The organism is Pseudomonas sp. 2024-210, assembly GCF_045062345.1.
In the GTDB taxonomy this organism is placed as follows: Bacteria; Pseudomonadota; Gammaproteobacteria; order Pseudomonadales; family Pseudomonadaceae; genus Aquipseudomonas.
In genome coordinates this window covers 20,492-44,487 of sequence record NZ_JBJGEJ010000024.1, presented here as the reverse complement: position 1 = coordinate 44,487, position 23,996 = coordinate 20,492, and the positions used below count along the sequence as shown (strand labels likewise).

General features: G+C 57.1%; 19 protein-coding genes and 1 pseudogene. 14 read left to right on the top strand and 6 right to left on the bottom strand.

Annotated elements, in window-relative coordinates; all coding sequences use genetic code 11:
• Positions 1-50 precede the first annotated feature (50 nt).
• Positions 51-998, bottom strand: a complete 948-nt coding sequence (locus ACI7MX_RS21850) for a LysR family transcriptional regulator (protein ID WP_405591438.1) — start codon at positions 996-998, stop codon at positions 51-53.
• Positions 999-1,112: 114 nt separating this feature from the next.
• Here ACI7MX_RS21850 and ACI7MX_RS21845 point away from each other — a divergent pair, with 114 nt between their 5' ends.
• On the top strand, positions 1,113-2,627 hold the full coding sequence (locus ACI7MX_RS21845; RefSeq protein ID WP_314485237.1) for a CoA-acylating methylmalonate-semialdehyde dehydrogenase: 1,515 nt from the start codon (positions 1,113-1,115) through the stop codon (positions 2,625-2,627).
• Positions 2,628-2,637: 10 nt separating this feature from the next.
• A complete protein-coding gene (gene mmsB / locus ACI7MX_RS21840) occupies positions 2,638-3,525 on the top strand; it encodes a 3-hydroxyisobutyrate dehydrogenase (protein WP_405591442.1) in 888 nt (295 codons plus the stop codon).
• A 374-nt stretch (positions 3,526-3,899) separates the two neighbouring features.
• Here mmsB and ACI7MX_RS21835 read toward each other — a convergent pair whose 3' ends face one another.
• Both ACI7MX_RS21835 and ACI7MX_RS21830 read right to left on the bottom strand, forming a co-directional pair.
• Positions 3,900-5,300 carry an amino acid permease gene (locus tag ACI7MX_RS21835; protein WP_405591445.1) on the bottom strand — a complete coding sequence of 467 codons (1,401 nt, stop codon included), beginning with the start codon at positions 5,298-5,300 and terminating at the stop codon, positions 3,900-3,902.
• Between the two features lie 147 nt (positions 5,301-5,447).
• Complete coding sequence (locus ACI7MX_RS21830) at positions 5,448-6,332, bottom strand: LysR family transcriptional regulator (protein WP_314485242.1); 885 nt, start codon at positions 6,330-6,332, stop codon at positions 5,448-5,450.
• 105 nt (positions 6,333-6,437) lie between these two features.
• On the opposite strand from ACI7MX_RS21830, the gene ACI7MX_RS21825 reads away from it, so the two are divergent.
• The 9 genes from ACI7MX_RS21825 (at position 6,438) to ACI7MX_RS21785 (ending at position 16,818) form a co-directional block, all read left to right on the top strand.
• Positions 6,438-7,202, top strand: a complete 765-nt coding sequence (locus ACI7MX_RS21825) for a sulfite exporter TauE/SafE family protein (protein WP_405591449.1) — start codon at positions 6,438-6,440, stop codon at positions 7,200-7,202.
• Positions 7,203-7,373: 171 nt separating this feature from the next.
• The gene (locus ACI7MX_RS21820; protein ID WP_314485248.1) at positions 7,374-7,964 is read left to right on the top strand and encodes an NAD(P)H-dependent oxidoreductase; all 591 of its coding nucleotides are present in this window, start codon (positions 7,374-7,376) and stop codon (positions 7,962-7,964) included.
• A gap of 81 nt (positions 7,965-8,045) precedes the next feature.
• Entirely contained in the window at positions 8,046-8,957 is a 912-nt protein-coding gene (locus ACI7MX_RS21815; RefSeq protein WP_405591453.1) for a LysR substrate-binding domain-containing protein, read from the top strand.
• 338 nt (positions 8,958-9,295) lie between these two features.
• Positions 9,296-9,559, top strand: coding sequence for a DUF3077 domain-containing protein (locus ACI7MX_RS21810; protein WP_405591456.1), 264 nt, complete (start codon positions 9,296-9,298; stop codon positions 9,557-9,559).
• A gap of 100 nt (positions 9,560-9,659) precedes the next feature.
• The gene (gene ggt / locus ACI7MX_RS21805; RefSeq protein WP_405591459.1) at positions 9,660-11,327 is read left to right on the top strand and encodes a gamma-glutamyltransferase; all 1,668 of its coding nucleotides are present in this window, start codon (positions 9,660-9,662) and stop codon (positions 11,325-11,327) included.
• Between the two features lie 231 nt (positions 11,328-11,558).
• Positions 11,559-13,004: a SulP family inorganic anion transporter gene (locus ACI7MX_RS21800; RefSeq protein ID WP_405591462.1), complete on the top strand. Its 1,446-nt coding sequence runs from the start codon at positions 11,559-11,561 to the stop codon at positions 13,002-13,004.
• Between the two features lie 171 nt (positions 13,005-13,175).
• On the top strand, positions 13,176-14,525 hold the full coding sequence (locus ACI7MX_RS21795) for a gluconate:H+ symporter (RefSeq protein ID WP_314485263.1): 1,350 nt from the start codon (positions 13,176-13,178) through the stop codon (positions 14,523-14,525).
• Positions 14,526-15,386 (top strand): MurR/RpiR family transcriptional regulator, encoded by an 861-nt coding sequence (locus tag ACI7MX_RS21790; protein WP_405591466.1) that lies wholly within the window; start codon positions 14,526-14,528, stop codon positions 15,384-15,386.
• A gap of 1 nt (position 15,387) precedes the next feature.
• Complete coding sequence (locus ACI7MX_RS21785) at positions 15,388-16,818, top strand: amidohydrolase family protein (RefSeq protein ID WP_405591469.1); 1,431 nt, start codon at positions 15,388-15,390, stop codon at positions 16,816-16,818.
• Between the two features lie 146 nt (positions 16,819-16,964).
• Here the strand turns inward: ACI7MX_RS21785 and ACI7MX_RS21780 are convergent, their stop codons facing one another.
• Positions 16,965-17,678, bottom strand: coding sequence for a methyl-accepting chemotaxis protein (locus ACI7MX_RS21780; protein WP_405634606.1), 714 nt, complete (start codon positions 17,676-17,678; stop codon positions 16,965-16,967).
• Positions 17,679-17,819: 141 nt separating this feature from the next.
• Positions 17,820-18,752: pseudogene (locus ACI7MX_RS21775) on the bottom strand (methyl-accepting chemotaxis protein); the annotation flags it as partial.
• 460 nt (positions 18,753-19,212) lie between these two features.
• On the opposite strand from ACI7MX_RS21775, the gene ACI7MX_RS21770 reads away from it, so the two are divergent.
• A complete protein-coding gene (locus ACI7MX_RS21770; protein WP_405591472.1) occupies positions 19,213-19,935 on the top strand; it encodes a histidine phosphatase family protein in 723 nt (240 codons plus the stop codon).
• A 56-nt stretch (positions 19,936-19,991) separates the two neighbouring features.
• On the opposite strand, the gene ACI7MX_RS21765 is transcribed toward ACI7MX_RS21770, so the two are convergent.
• Positions 19,992-21,458 carry an ArnT family glycosyltransferase gene (locus tag ACI7MX_RS21765; RefSeq protein WP_405591475.1) on the bottom strand — a complete coding sequence of 489 codons (1,467 nt, stop codon included), beginning with the start codon at positions 21,456-21,458 and terminating at the stop codon, positions 19,992-19,994.
• Between the two features lie 231 nt (positions 21,459-21,689).
• On the opposite strand from ACI7MX_RS21765, the gene ACI7MX_RS21760 reads away from it, so the two are divergent.
• Both ACI7MX_RS21760 and ACI7MX_RS21755 read left to right on the top strand, forming a co-directional pair.
• Positions 21,690-23,048 (top strand): DUF2515 family protein, encoded by a 1,359-nt coding sequence (locus tag ACI7MX_RS21760; RefSeq protein ID WP_405591478.1) that lies wholly within the window; start codon positions 21,690-21,692, stop codon positions 23,046-23,048.
• The gene (locus ACI7MX_RS21755) at positions 23,048-23,680 is read left to right on the top strand and encodes a hypothetical protein (protein WP_405591481.1); all 633 of its coding nucleotides are present in this window, start codon (positions 23,048-23,050) and stop codon (positions 23,678-23,680) included. The genes ACI7MX_RS21760 and ACI7MX_RS21755 overlap by 1 nt, the downstream gene beginning before the upstream one ends.
• Positions 23,681-23,996 lie beyond the last annotated feature (316 nt).

Below are 23,996 nucleotides of genomic sequence, written 5' to 3'. Positions count from 1 at the left end.
CGAAAACCGGCGGGTGTCCATCGTGGTGATTACGGATTAACGCCGGTGGGTCAGCCCACAAACTTGAGTACCCGCGTCTGCCCCTGCAATAAAGGCGCATTCAGCTCAGTCACTTCACGGATGTAATCCCACAACAGGGTGATCCGCTTGAGCTTTCTCAGATCCTCCCTGCAATACATCCAGAACTGCCGGGTGAGGTTGATTTCATCGGGCAGCACAGGCAATAGCCGTGGGTCTTGAGCCGCCAGAAAGCACGGCAGTATTGCCATCGAACGCCCTTGCTGCGCAGCCACGAACTGCGCAATCACGCTGGTGCTTCGCAAGGTGGCGCTGGCGCCGGGCACGACATTGGCCAGATACAGCAGCTCTGAACTGAATGCCAGATCGTCGACGTAGCTGATAAAGGGATGTTCCTGCAAGTCAGCGGCCCGGCGGATGGGCGGGTGTTGGTCCAGATAGTCCTGGGTGGCAAACAGTTGCAAGCGGTAGTCACACAGTTTGCAGCACACATACGGCCCATGCTCCGGGCGCTCCAGCGCAATGACAATATCGGCTTCGCGTTTGGACAGGCTGATGAAGTGCGGCAGCGGCAGGATATCCACCGAGATCGCCGGGTAAGTGTCCACAAAGTGGCTTAACTGCGGGGTGATGAAAAAGCTGCCAAAGCCTTCGGTACAGCCCATGCGTACATGCCCGGACAACGCCACCCCTGAACCCGACACTTGCTCACAGGCCATGTGCAGCGTGCTTTCAATCGACTCGGCATAACCCAATAAGCGCTGGCCTTCAGGGGTCAGCGTGAAGCCATTGGTGCGCGATTTTTCAAAGAGCAACGTACCCAGTGCACTTTCCAGCGAGCTGATCCGCCGCGACACGGTGGTGTAGTCGACTGCCAGGCGTTTAGCAGCGCTGCTGGCTTTGCGGGTGCGGGCCACTTCCAGAAAAAACTTCAGGTCGTCCCAGTTCAAAGCGCTTAACGAGGTGATGTTTTTTTGCATGTTTGACCGGCTTATATGTGCGTTCTTATTAGAAGAACGCACACCTATACTCCAAAAACTGTCCTGCGACCAATCCGGGCGCCCGTACTCATAAAAATAATGTCGGAGACCTCCATGAGCGTTCCTAACACCCCGTATCAAAATGCCCGCTTACTGATCGATGGCGAATGGATCGAGTCGCAGACCACCGAGTGGCACGACATCGTTAACCCGGCCACTCAGCAGGTACTGGCCAAAGTGCCTTTCGCGACAGCCTCTGAAGTCAACGCGGCGATTGCAGCTGCCCAGCGTGCCTTTCAAACCTGGAAGCTGACGCCGATTGGCGCGCGCATGCGCATCATGCTCAAGCTGCAAGCGCTCATTCGTGAACACTCCAAGCGTATTGCTACTGTCCTCAGTGCTGAGCAGGGCAAAACCATTGCCGACGCCGAGGGTGATATTTTTCGGGGCCTGGAAGTGGTCGAACACGCGTGCTCCATCGGTACGTTGCAGATGGGTGAGTTCGCCGAAAACGTTGCAGGCGGGGTGGATACCTACACCTTGCGTCAGCCCATCGGCGTCTGTGCGGGGATCACGCCGTTTAACTTTCCGGCCATGATTCCGTTGTGGATGTTTCCGATGGCAATCGCCTGCGGCAACACGTTCGTTCTGAAACCTTCCGAGCAAGACCCGCTGTCGACCCTGATGCTGGTGGAGTTGGCGCTTGAAGCCGGTGTGCCACCGGGTGTGCTGAACGTGGTGCACGGCGGCAAGGAAGTCGTGGATGCCCTGTGCACGCACACTGACATCAAGGCCGTGTCCTTTGTCGGCTCGACAGCCGTGGGCACCCATGTGTATGACCTGGCGGGGCGTCATGGCAAGCGCGTGCAATCGATGATGGGCGCCAAAAACCACGCCGTGGTACTGCCCGATGCCAATCGTCAACAAACCCTCAATGCGCTGGTCGGTGCGGGTTTTGGCGCAGCCGGCCAACGCTGCATGGCCACGTCGGTGGTGGTGCTGGTGGGCGCGGCCAAGCAATGGCTGCCCGACCTCAAGGCGTTGGCGCAAAAGCTTAAGGTTAATGCCGGCAGCGAAGCGGGCACTGACGTCGGGCCGGTGATCTCCAAGCGCGCTAAAGAGCGCGTACTGGGGTTGATTGAAAGCGGGATCAAAGAAGGCGCAGTGCTTGAACTGGACGGGCGCGACGTCAACGTGCCGGGGTTTGAGCAGGGCAACTTTATCGGCCCGACCCTGTTCTCGGGCGTGACCACCGACATGCAGATTTACACACAGGAAATCTTTGGCCCGGTGCTGGCGGTCATAGAGGTGGATACCCTTGATCAAGCCATCGCGCTGGTCAACGCCAATCCGTTCGGCAACGGCACGGGGCTGTTCACCCAAAGTGGCGCTGCTGCGCGCAAGTTCCAGACCGAAATCGATGTGGGTCAGGTCGGTATCAACATTCCGATTCCAGTCCCAGTGCCGTTTTTCAGCTTCACTGGGTCACGTGGGTCGAAACTCGGCGATCTTGGCCCGTACGGCAAACAAGTCGTGCAGTTCTATACCCAAACAAAAACCGTCACCAGTCGCTGGTTTGACGATGACAGCGTGAATGATGGCGTCAACACCACCATCAACCTTCGCTGAGGGCACGATCATGAACATCGCATTTATTGGCTTGGGCAACATGGGCGCACCGATGGCGCGCAACCTGCTCAAGGCCGGCCATTCGTTGAACCTGTTCGATTTGAACAAAGACATTCTGGCGGAGCTGGCCGCGCTGGGCGGGCACATCAGTCACTCGCCCCGCGAGGCCGCCCAAGGCACTGAGCTGGTCATCACCATGCTGCCGGCCGCCGCGCATGTGCGCAGTGTTTGGCTGGGGGAAGACGGCGTGCTGGCCGGTATCGGTGAAGGTGTGCCTGCCGTGGATTGCAGCACCATCGACCCGCAAACCGCCCGTGATTTGGCGGCCGCTGCCGCTCGGCAAGGCGTGCAGATGGCCGACGCACCGGTCTCCGGTGGCACCGGCGGGGCACAAGCGGGCACCCTGACGTTCATGGTCGGAGCCTCGCAAGCGCTCTTTGACACCCTGCACCCCGTACTCGCGCAAATGGGCCGCAACATCGTCCATTGCGGGGATGTGGGCACCGGTCAAGTGGCTAAAATCTGCAACAACCTGCTGCTTGGAATCACCATGGTGGGCGTCAGCGAGGCCATGGCCTTGGGGGCGGCGCTGGGGATCGACAGCGAAGTGTTGGCCGGGGTGATCAACAGTTCTACCGGGCGTTGCTGGAGTTCCGAGGTCTACAACCCTTGGCCCGGTATTGTCGAAACTGCCCCGGCGTCACGGGGGTACACCGGCGGTTTTGGTGCCGAGCTGATGCTCAAGGATTTGGGACTTGCCACGGAAGCGGCTCGTCAGGCCCATCAACCTGTCGTGATGGGCGCTGTGGCTCAGCAGTTGTATCAAGCCATGAGTTTGCGCGGGGAGGGCGGTAAAGACTTCTCGGCCATCATCAATAGCTATCGCAAACCCGAATAGGGTTTTTTCCGGGAGTCCGCGTCGGGCGGATTTCCCGGGTTTTTGCGTTCACTGACATTTGTTCCCTCACCCCAACCCTCTCCCTGAGGGAGAGGGGGCTGATGGGTGGTGTTACGCACATCTGTTTTTGAATTGAGTTCCCTCTCCTTCTGAAAGGGAGCTGATGTACGCCGTTACACCTATCCGCTTTTGCTTGAGTCCCCACTTCCAGAGGGAGAGGGCGCTGATGTGCGCCGTTACACCCACCTGCTTTTGTTTGAGTCCGCTCTCCCTCTGGGAGAGGGCGCTGATGTGCGCCGTTACACCCATCTGCTTTTGCTTGAGTCCCCTCTCCCTCTGGGAGAGGGCTAGGGTGAGGGGCTTTTGATGTGAAGTTAGCGCCTGGACAGTGGCCTGCCAGTGCTCAAGCGCACCTGATAAAAACCATAAATGATCAGCAGCCATACCGGGATGGCGTACACCGAAGCGCGAACGTCGGGGATCATCCAGATAACCGCAATAATCACCGCCATAAAGGCCAGGCACAAGATGTTGCTGAACGGCGACCAGAACGCCTTGAACGCAGGCGTCTCACCTTTCTCGCTCATGGCCTTGCGGAACTTGAGGTGGGTGAGGCTGATCAGCGCCCAGTTGATCATCAGCGAGGCAACCACCAGCGCAAACAGCAGTTCCAGCGCCTTATGCGGTGCCACGTAATTGACCACCACACAGAGTAACGTCACCAGCGCTGACAGACCCAGTGCGCGTAAAGGCACGCCGTTTTTGGTCAGTTTCATCAATGCTTTGGGCGCATCACCTTGTTCGGCCAGACCAAACAGCATGCGGCTGTTGCAGTACACACCGCTGTTATAAACCGACAGGGCGGCGGTCAGCACCACGAAATTGAGGATTTGCGCGGCGGTATCGCTGCCGATCAAGGCAAAAATCTGCACAAAGGGGCTGCTGCCATAGGCATCGCCACCCGCGCCCAGTGTGACCAGCAACTGATCCCACGGGTACAGGGCCAGCAACACGGTCAGGGCGCCCACGTAGAAAATCAGGATGCGGTACACCACCTGGTTGATGGCCTTGGGAATAACCTTTTTCGGTTCGCTGGCCTCGGCTGCCGTGATGCCCACCAATTCCAGGCCACCAAAGGAAAACATGATGAAGGCCATGGCCATCAACAGCCCGGTGCCACCATTGGGGAAGAATCCGCCGTGGCTCCACAGGTTGCTGATTGACGCTTGTGGGCCGCCCGTGCCGCTGATCAGCAGGTAGCAGCCCAGAACGATCATGCCGACAATTGCCACAACCTTGATGATGGCAAACCAGAACTCCATCTCGCCGAAGACTTTCACATTCAGGGTATTGATCAAGTTGACCAGCACGAAGAACACCACAGCACTGACCCACGTGGGCACTTCGGGCCACCAGAACTGGATGTATTTACCCACCGCTGTCAGCTCGGCCATGCCCACCAGCACGTAGAGCACCCAATAATTCCAGCCCGACAGAAAGCCCGCATAGCCGCCCCAGTATTTGTGGGCAAAGTGGCTGAACGAGCCGGCGACAGGTTCTTCGACGATCATCTCGCCCAGCTGGCGCATGATCAAAAAGGCGATAAACCCGGCAATGGCATAGCCCAGAATCATCGACGGCCCGGCTGACTTCAGCACACCCGCCGAACCCAGAAACAAGCCTGTACCGATAGCGCCGCCCAAGGCAATCAGCTGGATATGGCGATTTTTTAAACCGCGTTTGAGTGTGATCGGGGGGGAATTAGTGTCAGCCATCAGGTGCCCTGCACGTTGTTGTTATCGGTAGTTGATCACATCACCCGCGGCGCCTCACGCCCCCGGGTGGCGGGAAGCCACGGATATTACTCCGGGTAAAAATGCAGGCATACAGGCGAAATCGACTCTGAGAAATTTCCTACGTATCTAGGGTGGGCTCAGCGCATCCAGCAATGCCCGTGCATAGGGCGGCAGCTGTTCAAAGGAGCGTGCGCACAGCAGCAGCGTGCGGTCGGCCCACGGCTCACTCAAGTTGACGACGGTGAAGCTCGGTTCGGCTTGCCAGCGTGCGATGGCGGCCTTGGGCACAATGCCCAGCCCGGCGCCTCGGGCGACCATGCGCAACACGCCATCGACGCCCTCGGCGCGGATGCGCACGTTCATGCGCACCCCGCTGCGCAGGGCTTGTTCTTCCAAATACACGGCCAACGCGCTGTTTGCCGAAAGCCCGACATAGTCATGGCTCAGGGTGTCGTTGAAGGTCGGTGCGTCAAGCGCGCTGAGGGGATGATTCGGGGGCATGACGAGCACGAGCGGGTCATCGCGAAAGGCCCGGGTTTGCAAATCGCGGGTATCCACAGCATTGGAAATTACACCGATATCGGCAGCGTTCTGACGCAAGGCATGGGTAATACGCAGGCTGGTCAGCTCTTGCTGGTCGACGCTGATGGCGGGATGGAGGCGAACAAAGTCCGCCAGGAGTTCGGGCAAGTATTCCGTCAGGGCCGCCGTGTTGCACAACAGCCTGACCTGGCCTTTGAAGCCTTGCGCGTATTCGGCCATTTCAACCTTCAAGCGTTCGACGTGCAGCAGCAACAGCCGAGCATGCTGGGCCAAAGCTTGGCCGGCCGGGGTCGGACTGACCCCACGGCGACTGCGTTGCAAACATTCAACGCCCAAAGAAGCTTCCATCGCCCGGATACGCGCGCTGGCGGCGGCCAGCGACAAATGGCTGAGGCTGGCACCGGCGGTAATATTGCCAGCCTGAACCACATTCAAATACAGACGCAGGTCAATCAGGTCGAAATGCATGGCAGGCCTTAACGATGCGGAGTGTGTCGAGCCTCTTGTCTGGCAAGAGGCTGGCTCAGTGTATGGCACATTTTCAATCCCGTCCCCGGCGCGCACGCTGGGCGCATGAACACATTAATCGAGTTTTACCAACATCTGGGTTGGGCACTGTCGCTGCTGGTGATGATGACCTTTTTGCTGGCAGGCATGGTCAAGGGGGTGATTGGCTTGGGCTTGCCCACCGTTGCCATGGGCCTGCTCGGCCTGGCTATTGCGCCTGCGCAGGCTGCGGCATTACTGATCATTCCCTCAATGGTGACCAATGCCTGGCAATTGGCCGCGGGCGGGCAGTTGGCCGAGGTGTTCAAGCGCCTATGGCCGATGCAACTGGGGATAGTGATCGGCACGGCGTTCGGCGTGCTCTGGCTGCCAATCGACGGCGGCAGCGGCGTCGTGCGTGCGCTGGGCATGGCGTTGCTGGTGTATGCCCTGAGTGGCCTTTTTTTGCCTGCCTTGCACATCGCTGCGCGCCACGAGCGCTGGATGGGGCCGATGTGCGGGCTTATTACCGGGGGTATCAGTTCAGCCACCGGCGTGTTTGTCATTCCTGCCGTGCCCTACCTACACGCCTTGGGCATAGGCAAAAATCAGTTGGTTCAGGCCTTGGGATTATCGTTCGGCGTCGCCACATTGGCCCTTGCGGCCGGGCTGTACTGGCGCGGCACATTGGGTGGCGTCGAGCTCAATGCTTCAGTCTTGGCACTATTGCCAGCCATGCTCGGCGTGTTTTTCGGCCAATGGTTGCGCGAGCGCATCAGCGCGAGGGTGTTCAAGCGGGTGTTTTTTATCGGCATGGCACTGCTGGGTGCGCATTTGCTGATCGGTGGTTAAGCCGCTTTGACAACAATCAAATATTGATTTGTGACTACAGCGCAAAAGCTATTTGTCCCGGCGCGGGTTTTTCTGTGGTGCATGGCTCTATATCCTGCCCCTCATGATTTAAACCTTTAACGCCCCACGTCGCTCAACAGCGCTGAGGGTGAACTCCTGATGAGGCTGACGATGAAAAAGATTCTGTTACTAAACGGCGCTAAAAAATTTGCACACTCCGATGGTCGCTACAACCTGACGATGCATGACACGGCCTTGGCGTTTTTTGATCGCCAGGGTTTTGAGGTCAAAGTCACTCACATCGACGAAGGTTATGACGTTGCCGAAGAAGTCGAAAAATACCTGTGGGCGGACGTGGTGATCTACCAAATGCCAGGCTGGTGGATGGGCGCGCCCTGGATCGTAAAAAAATACATCGATGAAGTGTTCACTCAAGGTCACGGCAAGCTCTACGCCAGCGACGGTCGCACCCGTTCCGATGCTTCGCAGCGTTACGGCAGCGGTGGTCTGATCCAGGGTAAAAAATACATGCTGTCACTGACCTGGAACGCACCGCAGCAAGCGTTTGACGACCCAGCGGACTTCTTTGAAGGCAAAGGCGTGGACGCAGTGTATTTCCCGTTCCACAAAGCCAACGAGTTTCTGGGCATGACCGCTCTGCCGACCTTCCTGTGCGTTGACGTGATGAAGCGTCCACAGCCAGACGTTGATGCGGCCCGTTACGAGCAACATTTGACTGAAGTGTTTGGTCTGAACGGATAACAGGTTGCCACCCAGGTGCAGATTTACCCTCGTTTCGCTTCTCAGCGACTACGCTACGTCGTTATTCAATGAGGGGCACGTGTGAAAGCCAGATCCGATGAGCTGCAAATCTTTGTTTCGGTGATCGAGTGCGGGTCTATTTCAGCCGCCGCCGAACAGGCCGGGCAAACGCCTTCAGCCGTCAGCCGCACGCTGTCACGGCTGGAGGCCAAGCTCGACACCACGCTGATCAATCGCACCACCCGGCGCATGGACCTGACCGAAGAAGGCAAGTTCTTCTTCGAGCGGGCCAAGCTGATCCTGGCGCAGATGGAAGAGCTGGAAGAACGCCTGATTTCGCACCAGCGCACGCCCTCCGGGCGTTTGCGGATCAATGCCGCCGCGCCGTTTGTGCTGCACGCCATCGTGCCTTACATCCCCGAGTTTCGTGCGCTGTACCCCGAGATCCAGCTGGAACTCAACAGCAATGACCTGATCATCGACCTGCTGGAGCAAAGCACGGACATTGCCATTCGCATCGGTCCTTTGGCGGACTCGACCTTGCATGCCCGCTCGTTGGGGTGCAGCCCGCTTAACATTCTTGCCAGCCCCGACTACCTCGCCCGCCACGGCGCGCCCACCAGCGTGGCTGACTTGGCCAATCACACCTTGATCGGCTTTACCCAGAACGATGGCCTCAACCAATGGCCCCTGCGTTATGCACAGGGTGATCGCTGGGCGATTCAACCTGCCATCAGTGCTTCCAGCGGTGAAACGGTGCGTCATCTGGCGCTGCAAGGGCAGGGCATCGCCTGCCTGTCGCACTTTATGACCCACGAAGACATCAGTGCCGGGCGCTTGCAGGGGGTATTGGCTGAGTACAACAGCGGCTACCGCCAGCCCATCCATGCGGTGTACTACCGCAACTCGCAGTTGGCGCTGCGCATTCAGTGCTTTCTGGATTTTATCCAGACCAAGCTGGCCAGTTATGCGGAATGTGATGACCGAAGATAACCCTCGTGCTTACACATATGGCAACGTCTGACCCGACGCTTCCCTTTCTATTGAACGACGTTTCCTAGAGAATCCTGACCGTCTTGCGGCGTAGCAATTGGGCGAATAGTCTCGGCGAGTCACTGGCATCAGTGACCGGTTTTGACAGACCGACCCAAAAGCACTTTCAGCGCTGTAGACCTTTCTTGATGTTATGGCAGCTGCGTGTGGGGCACTTTCGAGTGCGCCGAGTTTTCGGGTGTTTTTTTCCTCGGTCTGTCAACCCGCACGCAGTTGCCACCCTCACCGATTGACAGCGGTACGTGGCAGCTATTTCAGTCTTGATTTGGAATACACCCATGAAAAAAATCGTCCCCGACCCGCCTCTGCTGACCTGCGCCCATAAGGGCACTGCGTTATTCAGCACCAACCCCGGCATTACCCTGCAAGACGCCCTCACTCACGCCTCTTTATTGCTCAAGGGCGCAGAACTGACGGCCGATGACATCCGCTCTCACCTCAACGGATACGACGCTGAACAGTTATGGAGCGTCATTCACGGCGTCGAGATGGCGCGCAGTCTGGTGGAGTCGCTTCTGATCGAGACTCGCTTGCCTGACTGAACCCGGCGCGCCGTTCTGCTTTTTTATTTCTTGTTTGAAAACGTGTCTGAAATGAGACAAGGTTTGGGCACGTTTTAAAAACAATAAAAGGAAGTGTTGAATGCGCATTGTGTGGTTTAAAACCTTGGCCCTGACGGCTGCCATTGCAGCCAGTTCATCCGTATTTGCTGTCACGCTTGAAGGCGGCGCGGTGGCGGCTCCCAATCAATACGGCGCTGATGTCGCCGCGCAAATTCTCAAAAAGGGCGGCAATGCCGTTGACGCAGCGGTCGCGACCGCATTCGCACTGGCCGTGACCTACCCCGAAGCCGGCAACATAGGTGGCGGGGGCTTTATGACCTTGTTTATCGACGGCAAACCCTACTTTCTCGACTATCGCGAAACGGCGCCCAAGGCGGCCAGTCGCGACATGTACCTGAATGACAAAGGCGAGATTGTCGAAAACATGAGCTTGGTCGGCGCGCGGGCTGCGGGCGTACCAGGTACGGTGATGGGCTTGTGGGAGGCGCATCAGCGCTTTGGCAAATTGCCCTGGAGTGAGCTGCTGACCCCGGCTGTGGGGTATGCGAAAAACGGCTTCACCGTGGCCGACAAGCAATACCAGTACCGCGAAGATGCGTTAAAGCTGTTTAACGGCACGACCAATTTCGCTGACTACTTTGGCAGCATGAAAAATGGTCAGAACTTCAAGCAGCCTGAACTGGCCGAAACCCTTGAGCGCATCGCTGATCAGGGCGCCAAAGATTTCTACCACGGCAAAACCGCCGACCTGCTGGTTGCCCAAATGCAGCAGGACAAAGGCCTGATTACCAAGGACGACCTGAACGAGTACAAGGCCCAATGGCGTGAACCGATGCGGGTCGACTGGCGCGGCAATACGTTGTACACCGCGCCGCTGCCCAGCTCGGGCGGGATTGCGCTGGCGCAGCTGATCGGCATCAAGGAAGCCCGCGCTGCCGATTTCAAAGGCGTTGAGCTGAACTCCGCGCCGTATATCCACCTGCTCGCCGAAATCGAGAAGCGCGTGTTTGCAGACCGTGCCGACTATCTGGGTGATCCAAGTTTCGGCAAGATGCCGGTGGCCGCTTTGATTGACCCCGTGTACATCGCCAAGCGGGCGGGTGAAGTCAATCCGAAGGCGATCTCGCCGACGGCCAACGTCAAACCGGGACTTGAGCCGCATCAGACCACGCACTTTTCCATCGTCGACAAAGACGGCAATGCGGTCAGCAACACCTACACGCTGAACTTTGATTACGGCAGCGGGGTGGTGGTTAAAGGCGCCGGTTTCTTGCTTAACGACGAAATGGACGACTTCAGCTCCAAACCGGGCGTGGCCAATGGCTTCGGTGTGGTGGGTGGCAGCGCCAATGCCATTGAGCCGGGCAAGCGCATGCTGTCTTCGATGAGCCCAAGCCTGGTCACGCGGGACGGTAACGTCACGCTGGTATTGGGCACGCCAGGCGGTTCACGGATCTTCACCTCGATCTTTCAAGTATTGAACAACGTCTACGACTATGACCTGCCGCTGCAAAAAGCCGTGGCTGCGCAGCGTGTGCATCATCAGTTGCTGCCTAAAGACACGATCTACTACGACGCGTATGCACCCATCACCGGCAAAGTGGCGGATGAGCTGAAAGCCATGGGCTACACCCTGGAAGATCAGGGTTGGAACATGGGTGATATTCAAGCCATCCGGGTCAACGGCACCCAGCTCGAAACCGCCTCCGACCCCCGTGGTCGCGGAGTGGGTAAAGTGGTGAAGTAACCCCCCACACACATCACCCGTAGCAGCTGCCGAAGGCTGCGTCCGGCGGCGCAGCCGTCGTAAATTCAGCCATTGCGGTGTAACAAGTACACCGTGATTGCAGAATTTACGATCGCTTTGCAATCGGACGCAGCCTTCGGCAGCTGCTACGGGTTGATATATCCCTGTATAGATTTGTTACCATCCGTTTCTCGATACTCCCCTCCGTTTGTCCTGTCTTTTAGGTATTCCATGAAATTCAAACGTCTGCGCGCTGATGTACTGGCCGGGCTCACGACGTCGTTCGCCCTGCTGCCCGAGTGCATCGCCTTCGCGCTGGTGGCGCATCTCAATCCTCTAATGGGGCTGTACGGCGCGTTTATCATCTGCACCCTCACCGCACTGTTTGGCGGTCGGCCCGGCATGGTTTCGGGTGCTGCGGGATCGATGGCGGTGGTCATTGTCGCGCTGGTGGTGCAACACGGCGTGCAATACCTGTTGGCCACCGTGCTGCTGAGCGGTCTGATCATGCTGGCGTTCGGCTTGCTCAAGCTCGGCAAGCTGGTGCGCATGGTGCCGCATTCGGTGATGCTCGGTTTCGTTAACGGGCTGGCGATTGTCATTGCGCTGGCTCAACTCGATCACTTCAAGGACGGTGACACCTGGCTCAGCGGCATGCCGTTGTACCTGATGATCGGCCTGGTGGCGCTGACCATGGCCATCGTCTATCTGCTCCCTCGCCTGACACGTGCTGCGCCACCCGCTTTGATAGCGATTCTGGGTGTGGGGCTGGCGGTTTACCTGCTGGGTTTACCAACCCGCACATTGGGCGACATGGCCCATATTGCCGGCGGCTTGCCAACGTTTAGCCTGCCGCAGTTGCCGTGGAATCTGGAGACCCTGAGCACCATCGCGCCCTATGCGCTGGTGATGGCGATGGTCGGGCTGCTTGAAACCTTGCTGACCCTCAATCTGACTGACGAAATCACTGAAAGCCGAGGTTTCCCCGACCGCGAGTGCGTGGCGCTGGGCGCGGCGAACATGGTCTCGGGCGTGTTTGGCGGTATGGGCGGCTGCGCGATGATCGGCCAAACCGTGGTCAACCTCAGCTCTGGCGGTCGCGGCCGATTGTCGGGCATTACGGCCGGGGTCATGATTCTGTTGTTCGTGCTGTTTTTGTCACCGTTTATTGAACGCATCCCGCTGGCGGCTTTGGTTGGGGTGATGTTCGTAGTGTCACAGCAGACTTTTGCCTGGGCCTCCCTGCGGGTGCTGAACAAAGTACCGTTGAACGATGTACTGGTCATCATCGCGGTGACGGTGATTACCGTGTTCACTGATCTGGCGGTGGCGGTGATGTGCGGGGTGATCATTGCGGCGCTAAATTTTGCCTGGCAACACGCGCGCCAGTTGTATGCCGATACCGAGGTGCAGAACGATGGCAGCAAGCTGTACCGGGTTCACGGCACGCTGTTTTTCGCTTCCACGACCGCCTTTCTCAAACAATTTGATCCGGCAGAAGACCCGGACAATGTCACCCTCGATTGCAGCCATTTGAGTTTCGCCGACTACTCTGCCATTGCCGCGCTCGACACCTTGCGTGAGCGCTACAACAAGGCCGGTAAACACCTGCGAGTGGTGCATTTGTCGCCGCGCAGTAAAAAGCTGCTCAAGCGGGCGCGCATCACGCATGAGTAAGCCAAGGGATGAAAATACACCGGGGTGATTTTCATTTTGGGCACTTGCTCATGCCTGAATGCGACAGCACATGCCGCTAAACGAAAATTACTTTCAGAAAGATTGATAAATAACCTCTGGAATGCTTTTTAAGTTTCAAAAGAACTCGAAAACATTGCCGGGGTATCTCGCATGACGCCATCTTCGGGCTACGGGCTGCTGCTCTACGCCGCCATCGCCATCATTGCGCTGATCGTTTTGATTGCGCGCTACAAGATCAATCCTTTTATTGTCATTACCCTGATTTCTGTCGGGCTCGGCCTTATGGCGGGCATGCCGGCGGGCAGTGTGATTGGCGCTTACGAAGGCGGCGTGGGCAAAACCCTGGGGCATATCGCACTGGTGGTCGCGCTGGGGACGATGCTGGGCAAGATGATGGCCGAGTCGGGCGGTGCCGAGCAGGTGGCGCGCACGCTGATTGATCGCTTTGGTGAACGCAATGCGCACTGGGCGATGGTCTGCATCGCCTTTCTGGTGGGCTTGCCGCTGTTCTTTGAAGTCGGTTTTGTGCTCTTGGTGCCCATTGCTTTTACTGTCGCCCGCCAGGTCGGGGTGTCTGTGCTCATGGTGGGTTTGCCGATGGTCGCCGGCTTGTCGGTGGTGCATGCGCTGGTGCCGCCGCATCCGGCGGCGATGCTGGCCGTACAAGCCTATGAAGCGTCTGTTGGGCAAACCTTGATGTATTCGATTTTGATCGGCATACCCACCGCGATTATCGCGGGGCCCATCTTTGCCAAATTTATTGTGCCGCGTATCCACCTGCCTGCGCATAACCCGATGGAACAGCAGTTCATCAACCGTGAGCCGCGTACACGCTTGCCGAGTTGCAGCCTGACGCTGGGCACTATTTTGTTACCGGTCGTGCTGATGCTCATTGGCGGTTGGGCCAACCTGATCTCAACGCCGGGCAGTGGTTTTAATCAGTTTTTGCAGTTTATCGGCAACTCGGTCATGGCCTTGCTGATCGCCACGGTGGTGAGTTTCTGGACGCTGGGGTTGGCGCAAGGTTTTAGCCGCGAGTCGATCCTCAAATTCACCAATGAATGCCTCGCGCCGACGGCCAGTATCACGTTGCTGGTGGGCGCGGGTGGCGGCTTGAATCGCATTTTGATTGACTCGGGTGTCACCACTGAAATTGTCGGGCTGGCGCAGGATTTTCATCTGTCGCCGCTCTTCATGGGCTGGGTATTTGCGGCGCTGATGCGTATCGCTACGGGTTCGGCGACCGTTGCCATGACCACGGCCTCGGGCATCGTTGCGCCGGTGGCCATTGGCATGGGGTATCCGCATCCGGAACTCTTGGTGCTGGCGACGGGGGCTGGCTCAGTGATTTTTTCCCACGTGAACGACGGCGGCTTCTGGCTGGTCAAGGAATACTTCAATATGACGGTCGCTCAAACCTTCAAGACCTGGACGGTGCTGGAAACCTTGGTTTCAGTCGTGGCGTTCGGTTTAACCCTGGTGCTCTCGGAGCTGATCTAAATGGACATCCTGTATCAAATTCGAGTGCGTCAGGACACCTTCAGCGCAGCTGAGGCGCGGATTGCCCAGCTGATACTGAGCGATATCGGCTTTGCCGCCAGTGCCAGTCTGGACGAGCTTGCCGTGCGTGCAGACGTCAGCAGCGCCACCTTGTCGCGCTTTGCCCGCAGCGTCGGTTGCCGCGACTTGCGTGACTTGCGCTTGCAGTTGGCGCAGGCCAGCGGGGTGGGCAAGCGCTTTTTCGACACGGGCAGCCGGCCGGAGCAGTCCGCATTTTTTCGCCAGATCGTCAGTGACATTGAATCGACCCTTCATGAGCATTTGGCCGGGTTCAACGGTGGGCAGTTCGCGGATGCGGTCAAACTGCTCGGCGAAGCCAGCATGATTCACGCGTTCGGCATGGGCGGCTGTTCCAGTGTGTGCTGCGACGAGCTGCAAGTGCGCTTGGTGCGCTTGGGCTATCCCATTGCGGCATGTCGGGACGGGGTGATGATGCGGGTGACAGCAGCCACGCTCGGCCCGCAGCACGCGCTGATTGTCTGTTCACTGACCGGCCTGACACCGGAGTTGATCAAGGCGGTGCAACTGGCCCGCAACTATGGCGCCAAAGTCATCGCCATCACGCGCCCCGATACGCCGCTGGCGGATCTGGCCGACGTGGTGCTGGCGCTGCAAGGCGTGGAAACCAGCTTTATCTACAAACCGACGGCGGCCCGTTACGGCATGCTGCTGGCCATTGATGTGCTGGCCACTGAGCTGGCGCTGTCGATGCCCGAAGCCAGCCAGGAACGCCTGCGCCGGATCAAATTGGCTTTGGATGACTATCGAGGCGGCGACGACGGTTTGCCGTTGGGGGACTGAGATGAATTACGACACATTGATTAGAAATGCCCAGGTGATTGATGGCAGTAATACGCCTGGTTATGTCGCTGATGTGGCACTGCGCGGTGGGCGTATCGCGTGCATTGGCGACTTGAGCGGTAGACGGGCCACACACGAAATCGATGCGGCGGGGCGGGTGCTGGCCCCGGGGTTTATCGATGTGCACACCCACGATGACACCGTGGTCATTCGTCAGCCCCAGATGTTGCCCAAGCTCAGTCAGGGTGTGACGACGGTGATTGTGGGTAACTGTGGCATCAGCGCGTCGCCGGTGACCTTGCGCAATGAGCCGCCTGATCCGATGAACCTGCTGGGCAACAAGGCTGCTTTTTCGTACCCGCGCTTTGCTGACTACCGCACCGCGGTGCAAGCGGCCCGCCCGGCGCTCAATGTTGCCGCGTTGATTGGTCATACCGCGTTGCGCAGCAACCATATGGATGACTTGCAGCGCACCGCCACGGCCAGGGAAATTCAGGCCATGCGCCTGCAACTGCGAGAAAGTCTGGACGCGGGGGCGCTGGGGTTATCCACAGGGCTGGCCTACGCCAGTGCGTTTAACGCCGACACGGACGAGGTGCTGCAACTGGCCGAAGAATTGACCGCGTTCGGTGCGCTGTACACCACGCATTTACGCAGTGAGTTTGAACCGGTGTTGGAGGCGATGGATGAAGCCTTCTTGATCGGCCGTACCGCGCGGGTGCCGGTGATCATTTCTCACCTTAAATGCGCGGGGGCCGGGAATTGGGGGCGCAGTCCGCATTTGCTGGCCGCCTTGGAGCAGGCGGCGAAGGATCATCCCGTGGGCTGCGATTGCTATCCGTATGCCGCCAGTTCGTCGACGCTGGATCTCAAGCAAGTGACGGATGCTTTTCGCATCACCATTACCTGGTCAACGCCGCATCCGCAGATGGGCGGGCGGGATTTGCAGGACATTGCAGCGCAGTGGGGAGTGTCCTTGATGGCTGCCGCTCAGCGTTTGCAGCCGGCGGGTGCGGTGTACTACGGGATGGATGAAAGCGACGTGCGTCGAATTCTGGCGCATCCGTTATCGATGATTGGCTCGGATGGTTTGCCGGATGATCCGTTTCCGCATCCTCGATTGTGGGGCGCGTTTCCTCGAGTGCTGGGGCATTTCAGCCGGGATGTGGGGCTGTTCCCGCTGCACACGGCGGTGCACAAAATGACTGGCATGTCGGCGGCTCGTTTTGGTCTTACTGAGCGAGGGCAGATACGCGAAGGGCATTGGGCCGATCTGGTGTTGTTTGACGCTGAAAAAGTGCGGGACGTGGCGGACTTCAACGCACCGCAACAGGCGGCTGAAGGGATAGACGGGGTGTGGGTCAATGGTGTGTTGAGTTATCAACAGGGTGGCGCGAATGGTCAGCGTGCCGGGGTTTTTTTGCCACGCTGATCAAAGGCCCCTCACCCCAACCCTCTCCCAGAGGGAGAGGGGGCAGATGTGTGGTGTTGGGCAGATGTGTGGTGTTGCGCAAATCTGCTTTTGCTTTTAGTCCCCTCTCCCTCCGGGAGAGGGCTAGGGTGAGGGTGAAACCTGCCTCACACTTTAAAGTGGCTCACCATCTCTTGCAGTTGATTGCCCAGACGCGCCAGTTCAACACTGGACTTGGCCGTTTCATCACTGGCCGCTGCCGTTTGTTCCGACACGTCGCGAACATTGACGATGCTGCGGCTGATCTCTTCAGCCACCGCGCTTTGTTGTTCGGCCGCTGCTGCAATCTGCTGGTTCATCGACTGAATATTCGACACGGTACGGGTAATACCTTGCAGCGATGTGCCCGCCTGACGGGTCAACGTCACGCTGCTGTCAGTCAGCACGCGGCTGTTGTTCATGACCGACGCCACGTGCTGGGTGCCGCTTTGCAGGGCGGCTACCAAAGTTTGAATCTCTTCAGTGGACTTTTGTGTGCGCTGAGCCAAACCACGCACCTCATCAGCCACCACCGCAAAACCGCGTCCTGCTTCACCCGCACGGGCCGCTTCAATGGCCGCATTGAGTGCCAACAGATTGGTCTGTTCGGCCACGGCCTTGATCACGTCCATCACGCTGCCAATTTTGTCGCTTTCCTGTTGCAACACGGCCATCGCTTCGGTCGAACGACCCACTTCCACCGCCAGGCGCTCAATCTGATCAATCGCCTGATTGACCACGTTGTCGCCTTCACGGGCTTCGGCGTCAGCACCGGCCGCCGCTTGCGAGGCTTGTTCGGCGTTACGCGCGACTTCCTGCACGGTGGCGGTCATTTCATGCATGGCGGTGGCCACTTGATCGGTTTCGATTTTCTGGCTGTTGACCCCGGCACTGGTCTGTTCCGTCACCGCTGACAGCTCTTCAGCTGCGCTGGCGATTTGTGTCACGCCATCGCGAATGCCACCAATCAAATCGCGCAACGTGGTGCCCATGCGCGCAATACCTTGTTGCAACACCCCCAGTTCATCGCGGCGGGTCACACGCAGGTCCTGGCTCAGGTCGCCACTGGCAATGCGCTCGACCACGTCCAGGGTTTCACGCAGCGGGCGAGTGATCTGGCGAGTGATGATCACGGCGGCGGCAATACCGAACAGCAAGACCAGCAGGGTGGTGATCAGTTGCAGTCGGTTGGCCTGTGCGCTTTCGATGTCGCGTCGCTCCAGCTGAAGGGTGTAAAGCGCATCACTGCGGCTGAGTACGTTGGCGCCGTAATCAGTCATGTCTTTGCGCACGGCAATAATGGTGTTGTCCGTATCGGCGTACACCTGCAGCGCGGCTTGATACTGATCCATGGTCTGGGTCAGTGTGCGCAGGGTGTCAGTGGCACTGACCGCGAACCAGGTGTTCAATTTGCCGAGGCTGGCGACCGTATTACTCAGTTGTTCTCGCGCTGTTTTCTCGGTGGCCGGGGTGGGTGCCGATACATAAGCGCTTACCTGATAACGCGAGAGCAGAAGTTGTTCGCGCAGCTCAGATACCGCTTGGTACATGGCGAAGCGTGATTCATCACCCTCCGGCACTTGCAGGGCGCGGGCCAGCAGGGTGGCGATCGCCTCCTGTGCGACCAGCGCGTTACGGTCCATGGCGGCCCGAGCGGTTGCGGAGTCGATATAGGCCTTGCGCATGACGACCAGCGCGGCCTCGTACCGGCTGATGATGTCTTGCTGCTCTTTAAGCAACTTGAGGTTTTCCGGGCTCTTGAAGCTGCCGATCAGTTGCTGTTCGAGGGCCTGGAAGGCATTAATACTGTCTTGAACTTTTTGCGCGGCGGTCTCATCACCGTTGGTGAGCATGTACTGCAAGCGCGTTACCCGAAGGTTGGTGAACGCGGTGTTGAGGCGTGTGATGTCGCTCATCCAGTTACTGCGGTCGATCAGTTTGTCCAGACTGAACCAGTTGCTGATTGCCATCAGGCAGGTGAGGCCCAGTACCAGACCGAAGCCCAGGGCCAGTTTTAGATTGACGCTGATGTTGTTCAGCCAACGGTTCATAAAATTCTCCAGGAACGTGCGCGCAGGATCGAGATTCGCTGGAGTTTTTTGTTATTTAGCCCAGCAGAGTGCTTGTGTTGGCTTGTATCGGCGGCGGAGCGCAGAGCTGAAACGATTTATTTTTTTACATGATGAAAGGCCTTCTGCGCAGGAGTGACCGTTTCGCGCTTGAGCTTTTTTTCACATCCGTTTCACCCCCCTCTGACCCCCGTTTTTTTAGGCTGCGGTTCAGCAAACAGACGCCATTGGTGTGTGAGGCTTCTTGCAGCTAAAGGCTGCGCATCAAGCCAGGTTCATCGTCGCGTCAAAGGTGGGGGGGCAATTTGTGATACTGAGTTTTCATTTCGCCGGGACGCTGCGCGCCAAGCTGCGCAGTGGTCTGATCCGCCATAGAAATACAGGGGTGGTGGTCGCTGCCAGTGCGCTGACGGTCATGCTCACCTTGCATCTGCTGGCGCCTGTCGCGGTGCCTAATCTGGCGCAGCCGGTGAATGCAACCCGAGCGCTGGACCTGGCCCAGAGTTGGTCAAAAGGCGATGTGATCGCCTTGGTGCGCCATGCCGAGCGCTGCGATCGTTCATCGAAACCGTGTCTGGGCCCGTTGGACGGCATTACCGAGCGAGCAGCACGCACGGCACACATCGTGGGCGCAGACTTCAAACAGCTGGGCCTTAACAACGTCGATATTTACAGCAGCCAAATGACCCGCACCCGGCAGACCGCCAAGGCCATGTTTACCCGGCCTGTTGCCACGCAGGATTGGCTATTCGACTGCCGGGGTTCGATATTGCACGATGCGCTCAAGCACAAAGTGGCGGGGCGCAATCTGGTGCTGATCACCCACAGCGAATGCATGGACGCCTTGGTGTCTGACTTGCACGCCGCCACGAACACATCGTTCGGTTATGCGACGGCATTGTTTATCAACGCCGAAGGCGCGCAAGGCGGGCCGCAGATGTTGGGGTACATCGAGCCCGAACATTGGTCGAAGGTAATACCGCTCGCAGGCACGCCGAGCCGCTATGCAATCGAGGCTGCGCAATTTTAAGCACCCTTAAGCAGGCGATTCCTGACGGCCCATGATCGGCCATGGCAACTGATGTTCTAATGTCCGGGATCAAGTGTGGCCAGGCTGACAAAGTAATAGTGATGCCGCCCGACGCTGACCTTATCCACGACTGTCAGGGGCAGGCCCGGTATGACCGGATCTTCGACCACCGCAATATTGTCGGGCGATGCGGCCAGAAAAGTCTGCAGTTGAGCCGTTGAATCCAGCGTGTGCTGCAACTGCTGGCTATAAAACACCACGGCGCCCAAACGCTCGTCGGGTTTGAGCAAGGCAACGTGCTTGCCCTCGGCTTGTAATCGGATGACCTGCACGGCCACCGGCTGGAACGATTCGGCCCGATCAGCGCGGGGCGCCCATAGCGCCGCCCCGAGGTAAGTCGCCACCACACCGAGCAGTACCGTCACCGCGAGAGGGCGATGATAGTCACTGAGGCATTTGGCGACGGCCGAGCGCTGGCTGTGAGCGCGCAGCCAGGCCAAAATCACTCCCGCATATTCCGCAGCGATGACGGCCGCCGCCGGTGTCAGCGCCATCAGGTACACGATGCGTTTGCTCGACGCGACATTGAGCAGTACAAACTGCGCCACCAGCCACACGCAGAAAAACAGCAAGTAGGGGTTGTTGCGCAGGTGTTTGCGGAAATGCCAAAGCCCCAGGTAGGTCAACAGGTTCCACGGCAAGAAGGATTCGGGCAGTTTTCTTAAGTAGTAATAAAACGGCTCGTAATGGCCTGCCTCCACAAATGACCCGCTGAAACGTCCCACGCTATTGGTCCATAGCACCTCACCGACGGCGTGCAGCCCCCCGCGTTGATACAGCACGCACAACCAGATCAGCAGCGGGATCAACCCCAGCAGGGTAAACAGCGCAGGTCGCAACCAATTGCGCAGCACCCATCGTTTGTCGATCAGGCTTTGGCACAGCAGGTAGACGAAAATCACCACCCCAGGCAACGCCAGCCCCAGCACCCCTTTGCTCAACGTAGCGATGGCGATCCCCGCGGCAAATATCAACCAGCTGCCAAGGGGCAGCCGGGCGTGGCGGCTGGCTTGATAAAACGCCAACAAGGCGAGCGTCACGCCAAGTGTGAGCAGTGAATCCTCACCGACTTGACGCGCGTTATCCCAAAAGCTGGCCATGGTTGCCAGCATCGCCGCGGCGGTCCAGGCCAACGCCACAGGGCGCCCCATTCGGCGCAGCATGGCGTAGAGCAACATCACACACGACAACCCGGCTAACGCCGACGCCAACCGCACGGCCCACAACTCGCCGCCGAATAGGCGAATGGCCGTTGCGTCCAGCCACAGGCTTAGCGGTGGTTTTTCCAGAAAGGGCTCATTGAGCAGCGAAGGCGTGACCCAATCGCCGCTCACCTGCATCTGCATGGCAATCCCCGCCACCCGAGACTCGGTAGAGCCCTGCAAGTGGTGATTGCCAAGGGCGAAAAACAACAACAAACCGGTAAGCAGCAATAACAGCAGAGCGGGACGAGTCAGGCGCATGGGTCTACCAACGGGCATCGGGGAATGTGCAGGGGCGAAAGTATAGAAGGGCAATCCTGTACAGAACGTGAAAATGGGCACCGGTTTCTTTCATGTTCCTGGTGGGTGTTGAGAGCGTTTTAACTGAGGGATTTAAGACCTTTAAATGTAGGACGCCTCCTGATTTTCCCGGTGATGATCCAGAGGGAAGAGGGGCTGGTAGGGTCGCGACATTCCCGTCGGAGCCTGCCCATGACTCAGTGCTTTAAAGACCATCCAAGTGATAACGAAAAGCTAAACGAGAACATCAAACCTCTGGATGAATGCAAGACTCACAAGATGGAAGTCTTGGGCGTGGAGATGATGATCACCGACGTTCCAATCCTGACCTGTGATTGTCTGTGGCGCATCTACCAGCAAGAAGCCGAAGAAATCGTGGCCCCTGGCGGCGTGTTGATTGCCGACCCCATCGAACGTAACCGCGCCATCAATGCGGCCTATGCTCGCTTGTGGCTGCACGATTCGCGCTTTCAATGGGCTGGGTTGGCAGCCTTTGCGTCCAAGCAGGTCGGGTGTGGATTGCTGCATGCCACAGAGTCGATGGAGAAACTTGAGGTGGAGTTCAAGGCCGTTGCCAAGTTCATGAAGCTCACTCCGTTTCTGAACGCCGCGTATGAGAAAAACGATGTCATTGAGTTGATCTATAACCTGACTGAACTCAACGTTGAGGACTTTACTGAGTTTCGTATCGAAGATTTGAATGAACTGACGGATGAAAAAATAAAATCCATCATTGATGATTTAAAAATGTTGGGTGGGCGATTTAATACGCTTACCTTTGATGAAGTTAAAGAGCAGGTTGTCGATAAGTTTAAAGAATTCACTGTTGATAGGGTCGATGCTATCGTCAGCGCATTTGAAGAGTTTCAGGCCGCCAATGCGGATAATCTTATTCCCGTGGATGTACGCGTGGGGGCGATGAAACTGGGTGCGGTCCAGAGGCAGTTGAAATATGTGCACGACATGCTGGCGTTGGGGAATACCACGCTGTTTTTGGATATATACCCGCTGCACCAGTTTTATAAGAAGCGTGGATTGGCGGAGTTGAAAGGGTGTTTGAAGGAACGAGAGAAAATTTATGGGCATCCGAAATTTCCTGTGTTGTGGCCAGTGGGGAAAGAGAAATTAATTTTTGGTAGATTTTATGAAGAGATTATTGATGCTTTCAAAGCGCTAGATTCCGGGGAGTTGGCTAAGAGTGTAAAGTTCTTCGCGGATCACGAACAAAAAAATATATTGCAGCCTGCGATATACGAGGATTCGGCGTTCGGGCTAATACTTCGTGGTAATCAAATCTCCTACGTGACTGACTTTCCTTCAGGGGCTGCGCAGTCTATCGAGCTTACGTTGACTAGTACATGCAAACCTGCCTCCAATGGGCGCACAATCGGGTTTAGTACCAGTCCCTATGCTGACCTGTCGGATATTGACCAAAGGATGGAGTTCGTACTTCGTGCTGCCAATAGTTTTGATCACATGTTGAAAGATTCAAATCGACAATCTCTAGAGCAATCAATTAATGAAATTTCTGGCCATGTTAGAGTGAATTGATGGTGAGGAAGATTAATTCTAGAAATAGCCGATATTTTGTATTTGCACTGTTTGTGCTCTTTTCTATAGCCGTCGTGCGATGTGCCTCCCATATATTATCTGACGATCCTGAAATTGCATTGACCCTTGATGAGCCGTGGGAGGATATGCGTCAGCGCTCAAGTGCTGTGATAAGTCCGGCGATTCCTGATGAGATTTGGTTTCGTATGCCGAAATCTGATGCACGATTGCGCTTTATTGACCCGAAATATGGTTTTGAGACCCCATTAGCTCGCTTTTTAACGATTGGCTTTATAAATGGACGGGTACGCAATATACGAATGTCCCCGCAAGTAGAGCCTTTGTTGCTTGATGATGCGTTGAAGATCGTTTTGGATTTGCAGAGTCAATTGAAAAGAGGCGGATGGTATTTAGTTTTTCCTAAAACTGAACCCGCTATTGCAGATACTGTTGAATGGCGGGCCAAATTACGAGATATAAATAAGGGAGGAAGAACCTTTTGGCAGGCGGAAGAAAAATATCAGGTCATGCTCGGTTTGAATAGATACAAAGACAATAAAAGACCCAGTGAAGAACGTTACATGATTACGCTGGCTGTAGGAAAACCATGGGCGCCACACGATGAAGGCTAATCTTATCGGTGGAGGAAACTCACTAAATGTTCATTTCCCCATGTTTCGAGCGGCCGCTAGCTTTGATGAGATGCTACATAGCACACGCCGTCACTTACTGGAGTATTCGGTCAGAGAAGTTACGAGTATTGGTGTCGTTCAATTAAGTTGCAAATTGAGGTTGCCAGCAGGCGCCAAAAGTTAGTTTTCGTGTTCATTGTGATAGCAGTATTGATAGTTGTTCGTTGGATGGTCCAGTCGCTCGCAGCAGACAAAAGAAACCCTGATCAAGAGCGGTTTCTAATCACTTTAGAGCTGGCGAAACCTTGGATTCCTG

What these genes read in the sequence shown, in the direction of transcription:
- ACI7MX_RS21835 (WP_405591445.1), bottom strand. Translation starts at nt 5,300, where the DNA reads ATGGCTGACACTAATTCCCCCCCGATCACACTCAAACGCGGTTTAAAA.
- mmsB (WP_405591442.1), top strand. Translation starts at nt 2,638, where the DNA reads ATGAACATCGCATTTATTGGCTTGGGCAACATGGGCGCACCGATGGCG.
- ACI7MX_RS21760 (WP_405591478.1), top strand. Translation starts at nt 21,690, where the DNA reads ATGACTCAGTGCTTTAAAGACCATCCAAGTGATAACGAAAAGCTAAAC.
- ACI7MX_RS21790 (WP_405591466.1), top strand. Translation starts at nt 14,526, where the DNA reads ATGGACATCCTGTATCAAATTCGAGTGCGTCAGGACACCTTCAGCGCA.
- ACI7MX_RS21810 (WP_405591456.1), top strand. Translation starts at nt 9,296, where the DNA reads ATGAAAAAAATCGTCCCCGACCCGCCTCTGCTGACCTGCGCCCATAAG.
- ACI7MX_RS21800 (WP_405591462.1), top strand. Translation starts at nt 11,559, where the DNA reads ATGAAATTCAAACGTCTGCGCGCTGATGTACTGGCCGGGCTCACGACG.
- ACI7MX_RS21850 (WP_405591438.1), bottom strand. Translation starts at nt 998, where the DNA reads ATGCAAAAAAACATCACCTCGTTAAGCGCTTTGAACTGGGACGACCTG.
- ACI7MX_RS21795 (WP_314485263.1), top strand. Translation starts at nt 13,176, where the DNA reads ATGACGCCATCTTCGGGCTACGGGCTGCTGCTCTACGCCGCCATCGCC.
- ACI7MX_RS21830 (WP_314485242.1), bottom strand. Translation starts at nt 6,332, where the DNA reads ATGCATTTCGACCTGATTGACCTGCGTCTGTATTTGAATGTGGTTCAG.
- ggt (WP_405591459.1), top strand. Translation starts at nt 9,660, where the DNA reads ATGCGCATTGTGTGGTTTAAAACCTTGGCCCTGACGGCTGCCATTGCA.
- ACI7MX_RS21765 (WP_405591475.1), bottom strand. Translation starts at nt 21,458, where the DNA reads ATGCGCCTGACTCGTCCCGCTCTGCTGTTATTGCTGCTTACCGGTTTG.
- ACI7MX_RS21785 (WP_405591469.1), top strand. Translation starts at nt 15,388, where the DNA reads ATGAATTACGACACATTGATTAGAAATGCCCAGGTGATTGATGGCAGT.
- ACI7MX_RS21780 (WP_405634606.1), bottom strand. Translation starts at nt 17,678, where the DNA reads ATGCATGAAATGACCGCCACCGTGCAGGAAGTCGCGCGTAACGCCGAA.
- ACI7MX_RS21820 (WP_314485248.1), top strand. Translation starts at nt 7,374, where the DNA reads ATGAAAAAGATTCTGTTACTAAACGGCGCTAAAAAATTTGCACACTCC.
- ACI7MX_RS21825 (WP_405591449.1), top strand. Translation starts at nt 6,438, where the DNA reads ATGAACACATTAATCGAGTTTTACCAACATCTGGGTTGGGCACTGTCG.
- ACI7MX_RS21845 (WP_314485237.1), top strand. Translation starts at nt 1,113, where the DNA reads ATGAGCGTTCCTAACACCCCGTATCAAAATGCCCGCTTACTGATCGAT.
- ACI7MX_RS21755 (WP_405591481.1), top strand. Translation starts at nt 23,048, where the DNA reads ATGGTGAGGAAGATTAATTCTAGAAATAGCCGATATTTTGTATTTGCA.